Origin of the sequence: Paraburkholderia fungorum, from assembly GCF_003610895.1 — a bacterium.
GTDB classification, from domain to species: domain Bacteria; phylum Pseudomonadota; class Gammaproteobacteria; order Burkholderiales; family Burkholderiaceae; genus Paraburkholderia; species Paraburkholderia fungorum_B.
In genome coordinates this window covers 60,661-70,356 of sequence record NZ_MCAS01000038.1, presented here as the reverse complement: position 1 = coordinate 70,356, position 9,696 = coordinate 60,661, and the positions used below count along the sequence as shown (strand labels likewise).

At 63.7% G+C, this 9,696-nt stretch carries 7 protein-coding genes; 6 read left to right on the top strand and 1 reads right to left on the bottom strand.

Features of this window, described 5'->3' with window-relative positions:
* The first annotated feature begins 562 nt into the window (after positions 1 to 562).
* Complete coding sequence (locus BCY88_RS29565; RefSeq protein WP_120347705.1) at positions 563 to 1,558, top strand: LLM class flavin-dependent oxidoreductase; 996 nt, start codon at positions 563 to 565, stop codon at positions 1,556 to 1,558.
* Between the two features lie 181 nt (positions 1,559 to 1,739).
* On the opposite strand, the gene BCY88_RS29560 is transcribed toward BCY88_RS29565, so the two are convergent.
* Positions 1,740 to 2,876: an alpha/beta fold hydrolase gene (locus BCY88_RS29560; RefSeq protein ID WP_120347704.1), complete on the bottom strand. Its 1,137-nt coding sequence runs from the start codon at positions 2,874 to 2,876 to the stop codon at positions 1,740 to 1,742.
* 439 nt (positions 2,877 to 3,315) lie between these two features.
* Between BCY88_RS29560 and glgC the strand changes: the two genes are divergently transcribed.
* From glgC to BCY88_RS29535, 5 genes are all read left to right on the top strand, one after another.
* Positions 3,316 to 4,581: a glucose-1-phosphate adenylyltransferase gene (gene glgC, locus BCY88_RS29555; protein ID WP_120347703.1), complete on the top strand. Its 1,266-nt coding sequence runs from the start codon at positions 3,316 to 3,318 to the stop codon at positions 4,579 to 4,581.
* Positions 4,582 to 4,699: 118 nt separating this feature from the next.
* The gene (gene glgA, locus BCY88_RS29550) at positions 4,700 to 6,160 is read left to right on the top strand and encodes a glycogen synthase GlgA (protein ID WP_120347702.1); all 1,461 of its coding nucleotides are present in this window, start codon (positions 4,700 to 4,702) and stop codon (positions 6,158 to 6,160) included.
* A 223-nt stretch (positions 6,161 to 6,383) separates the two neighbouring features.
* Positions 6,384 to 7,250, top strand: a complete 867-nt coding sequence (pdxY, locus tag BCY88_RS29545) for a pyridoxal kinase PdxY (RefSeq protein ID WP_120347701.1) — start codon at positions 6,384 to 6,386, stop codon at positions 7,248 to 7,250.
* A gap of 245 nt (positions 7,251 to 7,495) precedes the next feature.
* A complete protein-coding gene (locus BCY88_RS29540) occupies positions 7,496 to 7,957 on the top strand; it encodes a hypothetical protein (RefSeq protein WP_030103574.1) in 462 nt (153 codons plus the stop codon).
* Positions 7,958 to 8,438: 481 nt separating this feature from the next.
* On the top strand, positions 8,439 to 9,590 hold the full coding sequence (locus BCY88_RS29535) for a branched-chain amino acid ABC transporter substrate-binding protein (RefSeq protein WP_120347700.1): 1,152 nt from the start codon (positions 8,439 to 8,441) through the stop codon (positions 9,588 to 9,590).
* Positions 9,591 to 9,696 lie beyond the last annotated feature (106 nt).

The window sequence follows — 9,696 nt, the reverse complement described above, 5'->3', positions numbered from 1 at the left end:
CATCCGCTCCCACTCCGCACTGCGTGCGTCGCGGACGGGTCTGCATGGGAAACCAGGGGGGTCGTTTCGCGTCGCGGGGGCCATCGGCTTTGCCTCGGCGATGTGTCGAAAAACGCGCTGGTTCTCGAACCGCGCTTCGGCGCGCGCAGCGCCGCCGGAAGTATGACGCCCTTGTCACGAGCGCCGAATGTGCGGGAACACAGATTCCAGATGCACCACTGCCCCCTCCAAGCCAGGGGACCCGCTTATGGGCTGGCGGGGTGAGCCGCTTTCTTTGCTTATCTTTCTTTGCGGCGGCAAAGAAAGTAAGTGCCGCCCCGCACAGGGGCAACGCTAATAGACCACTAACAAAACAAGGAAAGGCCAAAGAAATCAGAACAAGGAAAGACCAATGCCACAGACAAACAGACAAACAAGCGCCGCGCAGGCCCCCCCATGCCTGGACAGGCAAAATCAAACCCTTCTAAAGACATGGACATAACCCCCTCATCTGCACAAAACCAAAACCTTTGCCAAAATGCCCCATCGCGCGAAAGCGCCCAAAACACCAAATGAACAGAAAATGATCCCCTTCTCAGTCCTCGACCTATCGCCGGTCACCGTCGGCGCCACCCCCGCGGACGCGTTCAGAAACACCCTCGATCTCGCCCAGCACGCGGAAAACTGGCACTACCGCCGCTTCTGGCTCGCGGAACACCACAACATGTCCGGCATCGCCAGCGCAGCCACCTCCGTCGTGATCGGCCACGTCGCCGGTGGCACGAAAACCATCCGTGTCGGCTCCGGCGGGGTCATGCTGCCGAACCACGCGCCGCTCGTCATCGCGGAACAGTTCGGCACGCTCGCCTCCCTCTATCCGGACCGGATCGACCTGGGCCTCGGCCGCGCGCCCGGCACCGATCAAAGCACCGCCCGCGCGCTGCGCCGCGATCTGCAAAATAGCGCGGAGTCTTTCCCCGATGACGTCGTCGAGTTGCAACGCTATTTCGCCGACCCGGTGCCAGGCCAGCGCATTCGCGCAGTCCCCGGCGCCGGGCTGCATGTGCCGCTGTGGCTGCTCGGCTCGTCGCTCTACAGCGCGCAACTGGCCGCGGCACTCGGTCTGCCGTTCGCGTTCGCGTCGCACTTCGCGCCCGATCACATGTTCACGGCGCTCAAGGTCTATCGCGAACAATTCCGCCCGTCGGCAGCGCTCGATAAGCCCTACGCCATGGTCGGCGTCAATCTGTTCGCCGCCGATAGCAACGACGAAGCCCGGCGTCTGTTCACTTCGCTGCAGCAGCAATTCATCAACCTGCGGCGGGGCACGCCCGGTCAGTTGCAACCGCCAGTCGAGCGGGTCGAAGCTTCGGAGATGGAGTTGAACAGCGTCGCGCATTCGCTCGCCTGCTCCGTGATCGGCGATCGCGATACGGTACGCGAAGGACTGCTGTCCGTTATCGATCAGACCGGCGCAGACGAGTTGATGCTGACCGCGCAGATTTACGATCACAAGGCGCGCTTGCGCTCGTTCGAGATCGCTGCGCAAGTGCGCGAAGAATTGAGCGCGGGCAAGTAGCTTTCCCGGCAACGAATAAACACACCGGCGCCTCGCAGCACCGGACACTCGCAAAAAGGGCGGCGCCTCAGCAAAGGACCGCCCTTCTTCCTGTCAACCGGCTGGCTGCACCAGGTACACGAAAGTCAGGCAACCCTGCCGCAATCGTCACTGCGCCCGGTGAGGCCATTCGGGTTCAAATTCACCGTTTAGCCGATACCGCTGCCAGCCCGCCCAACAGCGCCTGATGAAACGCCTGCGGATCCTGCATCTGCGGCGCGTGCCCCAGATCGGCGAATTCCACCAGCGTCGCGTGCGGAATCGCCTTCGCGGCAGCCTTGCCCAGTTCGGGGTAATGGCCAATCTTCGCGCGCACCTCGGGCGGCGCCGCGTCCTTGCCGATCGCGGTCGTGTCCTTCTGGCCGATCAGCAAAAGCGTCGGCATGCTCAGGTGGCCAAGCTCGTACACCACGGGCTGCGTGTAGATCATGTCGTACAGCAAGGCGGAATTCCACGCGACGATCTGCTTGCCGGGACCGCGGTACATCCCCGCCAGCATCTGGACCCACGGCTCGTAGTCCGCGCGCCACTGGCCGGCGTAATACGTAGCCTGTTCGTAACGGCGAATGCCGTCGGCCGTTGTCTTCAGCTCGCGCTCGTACCACTGGTCGACCGATAAGGACGGGACACCCTTCGCTTTCCAGTCCTCAAGGCCGATCGGATTGACCAGCACCAGTTGCTCGGTCTCATGCGGATACATCAGTGCATAGCGTATCGCGAGCATGCCGCCCGTCGAGTGGCCAATGATGGTCGCATCCGTCACGCCGAGCGATTCGAGCAGCGCATGCGTGTTGCGCGCCAGTTGCTGAAAGCTGTACTGATAGTGCTCCGGCTTGCTGGATTTACAAAAACCGATCTGATCCGGCGCGATCACCCGGTAGCCGGCGTCGCTCAAACGACGAATAGTTGTGTCCCACGTCGCCGCGCAAAAATTCTTGCCATGCAGCAACACGGCCGTACGGCCATTCGCATGCGCCGGCCTGATGTCCATGTACGCCATGTGCAGCGCCACGCCTTGCGAGGTGAAGTCGTATTGTCCGACCGGCGCCGGATAGTCGAAGCCCTGCAACTCGGGGCCGTACGCCGGACCGCTGTTGTCGACGGCTGCAGCCGCAGCCGCGCCGGCAGACGCTGAACCGGGCTCGGGAGCCAGATCACTCGCACTGACCGCACTGCCTGCGGCAGCCGCGCTGGCCGGTGCGGCGGCGAAAACATGAGGCGCGGCAGCCAGCACGCAGGCGCTCAGGACGGCAAACAGAGACTGGCGGCGAAGATTCATCGAGTGTTTTCTTGCAAAGGGAAATCGGCGTGAGGGAGCGTGAAAGGCGTGCGGGCCACGCGCGCCGGCAAGGCAAGGCCCGCGCCCCGTTCAGAGCGGACGATTCTACGACGCGCCGCCGGACTTTGCTGCCGCGCGCGCAAGCCCACGATGCCTGGCGCGGTGTGGCACGCATATTGCGGAGAGGCACTTTGCGTTCTATGTGTCGTGGCGCACGGATGCGGTCCGTGCAAGGGTTGATCGTTCGCAAGGCGGCCGCGCGAGTGACGTTCGCACAATCAACACTATTCACTCGCGGCAAATCGGTGCTAGAACTAGCAAACAGGCCCGCGAAAACAGAGCCGCCTGGCAGCACGAATCAATGGCGCGGAGCGAGAGCGAAAGACCATCCCGGGCATACAAATCAGCAACCAGGTTGCATGGGACAAAGGAGACAGACATGGAAACTCCGGCACGGCTGAACGATCTGCAACGCACCACCCTCGCCATTGTCCTTGCAGGTGGACGGGGTACGCGGCTCGGGCCGCTCACCAACAAGCGCGTCAAACCGGCGGTGCACTTCGGCGGCAAATACCGGATCATCGACTTCGCGCTCTCCAATTGCCTGAATTCCGGCATTCGCCGCATCGCGGTCGTCACGCAGTACAAGGCACACTCGTTATTGCGCCACCTGCAGCGCGGCTGGGGCTTCCTGCGCGGCGAATTCGGCGAGTTCATCGATCTGTGGCCGGCGCAGCAGCGCGTGGAAGGCGCCCACTGGTACCGCGGCACCGCCGACGCCGTGTTCCAGAATCTCGACATCATCCGCTCGATCCGGCCGAAATACGTGGTGGTGCTGGCGGGCGACCATATCTACAAGATGGACTACACGCGCATGATTGCCGACCACGCGGAAAGCGGCGCGGATTGCACCGTCGGCTGCATTGAGGTGCCGCGCATGGACGCCGTGGCGTTCGGCGTCATGGCCGTGGATGAAAACCGCCGCGTGACCGGCTTCGTCGAGAAACCCGCCGATCCGCCCGCCATGCCGGGTCGTCCGGACTCGGCGCTCGCCAGCATGGGCATCTACGTGTTCAGCGCCGATTACCTGTACTCGCTGCTCGAAGAGAACATCTCGAGCGTCGAGACCGAACACGACTTCGGCAAGGACATCCTGCCGCGCGTGGTCACGCAAGGCTCGGCGATCGCGCATCCGTTCAGCATGTCGTGCGTGTCGTCGGACCCGACCGTGGAGCCGTACTGGCGCGACGTCGGCACGATCGACGCCTACTGGGCCGCCAATCTCGACCTCGCCTCCACCATCCCGACGCTCGACCTGTACGACCGCAACTGGCCGATCTGGACGTATCAGGAGCAGTTGCCGCCCGCCAAGTTCGTACGCGACATGAAAGGCTTGCAAGGCACCGGCAACAATCTGATCGTGTGTGGCGGCTGCGTGATCTCAGGCTCGCAGATTTCGCGCTCGGTGCTGTCGTCGAATGTGAAAGTGAGCTCGTTCTGTAACATCAATGAGGCAGTCTTGTTGCCACAGGTCACCGTCGGCGCGAGCTGCCGGTTGCAGAAAGTGGTGATTGACCGCGGCTGCGCCATTCCGGACGGCACGGTAATCGGCGAAGATCCCACGGCCGACGCCGAACGCTTCTATCGCACCGAGGACGGTGTCGTCCTGGTGACGCACGAGGCGCTGCAGTCGGCCCGCAAGTGACGGGGACGTCATCTTCGCCCCGCCGGCAAAACGAACGGGCGGTCGTTGCCGCCCTTGCGTAGCACCGCTTACGCCGACCTGACGGCAAACCCGCCCCAACAGGAACGAGACTGAGCCTATGACGATTCGCGCCCTGCACGTCGCAAGCGAGCTGTATCCCCTCCTCAAAACGGGCGGTCTCGCCGACGTCGCGGGCGCATTGCCGCCCGCCTTGATCGAGCGCGGCGCCGATGTGCGTGTGCTGCTGCCCGGCTTTCCCGCGGTGATCGCCGGTTTGACCGACTTGCGGCCGGTGGCGCAGCTGGGCCGCCGTTTCGACTCGCCGGGTGTCACGCTCGAGCGGGGCACGCTGCCGTCGAACGGCCTGAGCGTCTACGTGATCCGCGCCGGCACGCTGTACGACCGGCCCGGCAACCCCTATCTGAACGACGAACACGTACCGTACGGCGACAATGCGCAACGCTTCGCCCTGCTCGGCTGGGTTGCCGCCCAACTGGCCCAGTACCTCGACCCGGCGTGGGCGCCGCAGATCGTCCACGCGCACGACTGGCACGCCGGACTCGCGCCCGCCTATCTGAAGGCGGCTGAGCGGGAGCACGGCCGCTCGTTCGCGCGCAGCGTCTTCACGGTGCACAACCTCGCGTATCAGGGGGTTTTTCCGGCGCATCAGTTCGGCCAGCTGGCGCTGCCGGACGACTTCTTCAGCATGCACGGCGTGGAATTCTATGGGCAGCTGTCGTTTCTGAAGGCCGGCCTCTACTACAGCGACCGCATCACCACCGTCAGCCCGACCTATGCCCGAGAAATCCAGACCCTCGCCCAGGGCGGCGGGCTCGACGCCCTGCTGCGCCATCGCTCGCACGATCTGAGCGGCATCCTGAACGGCGTCGACTACTCGGTATGGAATCCCGCCACCGACGCGCTGCTCGACGATCACTACACGGCTACCCGTCTGGCCGGCAAGCTGGCCTGCAAGGAAGCGCTGCAAAAGCGCTTCGGCCTCGCGCAGAAAAGCGATGCGCTGCTATTCGGCGTGGTGAGCCGGCTCACCGAACAGAAAGGCCTCGACCTGCTGCTCGAAAGCGTGCCGGAGATTGTCAAACGCGGCGGCCAGCTGGTGGTGTTCGGCACCGGCGACCCGGCACTCGAAAACGGTTTGAAACGGGCCGCGCATACGCATCCGGAATCGGTGGCGGTCGAACTGGGTTTCGACGAAACCCTCGCGCATACGATCGTCGCGGGCAGCGACGTGATCGCGGTGCCGTCGCGCTTCGAGCCCTGCGGGCTGACGCAGCTGTATGCGCTGGCTTACGGGTCGCTGCCGCTCGTGCATTGCGTCGGTGGGCTGGCGGACACGGTGGTCGACGCGTCGCTCGAAAATCTCGCCGACGATCTCGCCACCGGTTTCGTGTTCGAACGATTCGAGCCGAAGGGCCTTGCAGCGGCTATTCGCCGTGCGTTTGCGCTCTACGACCGCCGCACCGAGTGGAAAGCCACGCAACGTCGCGCGATGCGTCAGGATTTCGGCTGGGGCGCCTCCGCCGAGCGCTATCTGGCGCTGTATCGCGAACTCGCCTGATCCCCCCGTTTGATGGTTCGGCGCAACAACACGGGGACGGATCAACTCGCGCGTGACAAACTCATGTATTGTTTTCTCTCTGTGCAGATCGCGCATTTTTCTTGCACTATCTAAAAGAGTAAAAGAGTCACGCCGCTTCAGGTGTCCGGCCAAGACCGGTTCGTCACCGCGGCTGTCCGTCCGTTCTCATTGATCGCGCATCCCTGCTTGCGCGGGCCACACCATGACGAAAAACGTTCTGAGCATCCAGTCACATGTCGTATTCGGGCACGCCGGCAACAGCGCGGCCGTGTTTCCAATGCGCCGCCTCGGCGTCAATGTCTGGCCGCTCAATACGGTGCAGTTCTCGAATCACACGCAGTACGGTCATTGGACCGGCAGCGCGATCGAGGCATCGCAGATGGAAGAACTCGTCGAAGGGATCGGCGCGATCGGCGTGCTGCCGCGCTGCGACGCTGTGCTGTCGGGCTATCTGGGCACGCCCGAGCAGGCGCAATCGGTGGTCGAGATCGTCAAGGCCGTGAAGGCCGCCAATCCGCGCGCGTGGTACTTCTGCGATCCGGTGATGGGCGCCGCCAGCGGCTGCAAGGTCGAACCGGGCATCCAGGAATTTCTGGTCCGCACCATGCCAACGGTCGCCGACGCCATGGCGCCGAACCATACCGAGTTGCAGCGCCTCGTGGGCCGCGAGATCGAGACGCTCGAAGAAGCCGTGACCGCCTGCCGCGAGGTCATCGCCCGCGGACCCAAGCTCATGCTGGTCAAACATCTGCTCGATCGCAACAGTCCCGCCGACCGTTTCAACATGCTGGTCGTCACCGAGCGCGAGGCATGGATGGGCCAGCGGCCGCTCTACCCGTTCGCGCGGCAGCCGGTGGGCGTCGGCGATCTGACGAGCGCGGTGTTTGTCGCGCGCACGCTGCTGGGGGATTCGATCCGCGCGGCCTTCGAGCACACGCTGGCCGCGGTCAACGCGGTAGTCAAGGCGACCTGGCAGGCCGGGCGCTATGAACTGGAACTGGTGGCCGCGCAGAGCGAAATCGCGCAACCGCGTGAATGGTTCGACGCCTGGGTCGCGGAGACGGCCTGAAACGGTGCAGCACGCCTCGCGCGCGCTTGCCCTCGACACACCAACTCGCACCTCGCGCCGGTGGCTCCCCGACCCCGCTCCCGCCACGCAACCTGCATTTGTCAATTGAGCGTCCTATAATGCGTGCCGCGTAGGTTCAGGCCGCCAGCCGCCTACAACGCATTTTTTCAGGCATCCGGGCAGCCGGCGTCCGGCATACGGGCAGCCAGCGTCCGGGCATCCGGCATTCAGCAGACGAGGCATCGATGGACGGTTATATCCGCAGCGAGCGGGAAGAATTTTTTGAGCAGTTGTGCATGAGCGTCGACGCGGACGAAGCACACGAGCAGGAAGCGATCGAGTTCTTCGAGAGCCAGTTCGACCAGGCCGACTTCGATCCCGCACAGTGGCTCGACATCGCGCTTTACTATTCGCCGGCGGTGGCGCGCGGCATCGTCGACATGGTGACGCCCGACGACAAGGCGCGCAGCAACATCGCCGAAGTCATCGCCGACAATCTCGACATTTCGTACGGCGAGGACGAGTGCCAACAGTTCGCCGAGACCATCGAATTCGCGTTGAACAACGGCGTGCCGGTGGATCTCGACCTGGTGCTCGACGGCTGCCAGCGCGCGATCGACGATCTCGACACCTGGGCCGACGAAGAGACCAAGGCTCCCCTGCTGCGTCTGCGTGAAGAGTTGCTGCGCCAGCAAGGCGAGCACTAAGCGCATTGTTTTAACCCGCGGCCCGTCGCATCTGGCGACCTGGCCGCCTCCCGCATTTCTCCGGCGCCGGTCGATACGGCCACGGCGTTACGCTGGAACGCTTGCCGTGGCGCGCGGAAGTCTGTTTCCGCCACCGTGCCACTGCGCCACAGCAGTCAAGCCGGGGTGCGCTCGCACCGGTTTCCCGCGTGACTTCTCCGGCCCGCCACGCCTTCGCGCCTTCAGCAAACACCGACCCTCCCCGTTCTTAAGCATATGCCGCAATCCGCACCCGCGTGCCGTCGCTGACCGGCCGCCAGCCTAAGCGCTGCTTGGCCTATGCCGAAATGCTCATTCAAAGCGCCGCGAACTGCCAAGACGGTCGCAAATTGGCTTTCTATATTCGCGCCAGATTGACCGGCAAGTGAATGCCACGGCGTGTCGATCCAGCGTGACCGACTTGCCGCTTTCACACCTGAAACTGTCGATGGAGAGAGAGACCATGAGTCTTCGCAATACGCTGAAACCGCTTGCCCTGATTGTTGGCGCTACCTTTGCGATCGCGCCGCTGGCCAGTTTTGCCGACGACCTGCCGGTGAAGATCGGCTTCGCCGCGCCGCTGACTGGCGCCAACGCCGGCTACGGCAAGGACCTGGAGAACGGCGTCCGGCTTGCAATCGAAGAAGCCAACGCGCAGAAGATCAAGATCGGCGACAAGGTCGCGCAATTCCAGCTCGTCTCCGAGGACGATCAGGCCGATCCGCGCATCGGCGTGCAGGCCGCGCAGAAGCTGGTCGACGCGGGCGTATCGGCCGTCGTCGGCCACTTCAACTCGGGCACGACGATTCCCGCCTCGCAGGTCTACGAGCAAGCCGGCATTCCGGTGATCGATCCGGCCGCGACCAATCCGATCATTACCGGGCGCGGCTTCGCCAATACCTTCATGGTGATTTCCACCGATGCGCAGAACGCCGGCAACGCGGGAGTCTATGCCGTCGAGGTGACGAAGGCCAAACGCATTGCAATCATCGACGATCGCACCGCGTTCGGCCAGGGCGAGGCCGACGAGTTCGAAAAGGCGGTGAAGGCGCACGGCGGCAACATCGTGACGCGCGAATACACCGACAATCACGCGGTGGATTTCAGCACGCAGATCACCAAGATCAAGGCGGCCAATGCGGACCTGATCTTCTTCGGCGGACTGGATACCCAGGCAGCCGGTTTCGCGAAGCGGATGAAGCAATTGGGTGTGAACGCGCAGCTGGTGGGCGGCGGCGGCGTGATGGACGAAGACTTCATCAAGCTCGCCGGCGATCCGTCCGAAGGCGCGATGGCGTGGGAATACGGCCGGCCGTTGGCTCAATTGCCGGGCGGCAAGGATTTTTCCGCGAAATTCAAGAAGCGCTTCGGGGTGGATATCCTGTCGTACGCGCCGTTTGGCTATGACGGCGCATGGGCCGCGATCAAGGCGATGCAGCAGGCCAAATCCACCTCTCCGGCGGCCTATCGACCGGTTCTCAAGGCGATCGACTACGACGGCGTAACAGGCAAGATTTCTTTCGACAGCACGGGAGCATTGAAGAGCGGCGCCTCCACGCTGTACCAGGTCAAGAATGGCGCCTGGGTTCCGATCGTGACCAAGAGCGGGAGTTAAGCGTCGTCTTTCACGCCGCGCCTTTTGCCCGTCAAGGCGTGGTTGTTCGTACGGCCGAGGCGGTCCTCTTTTACCGCCTCGGCCGATACCCCTGCTGTATGGACCT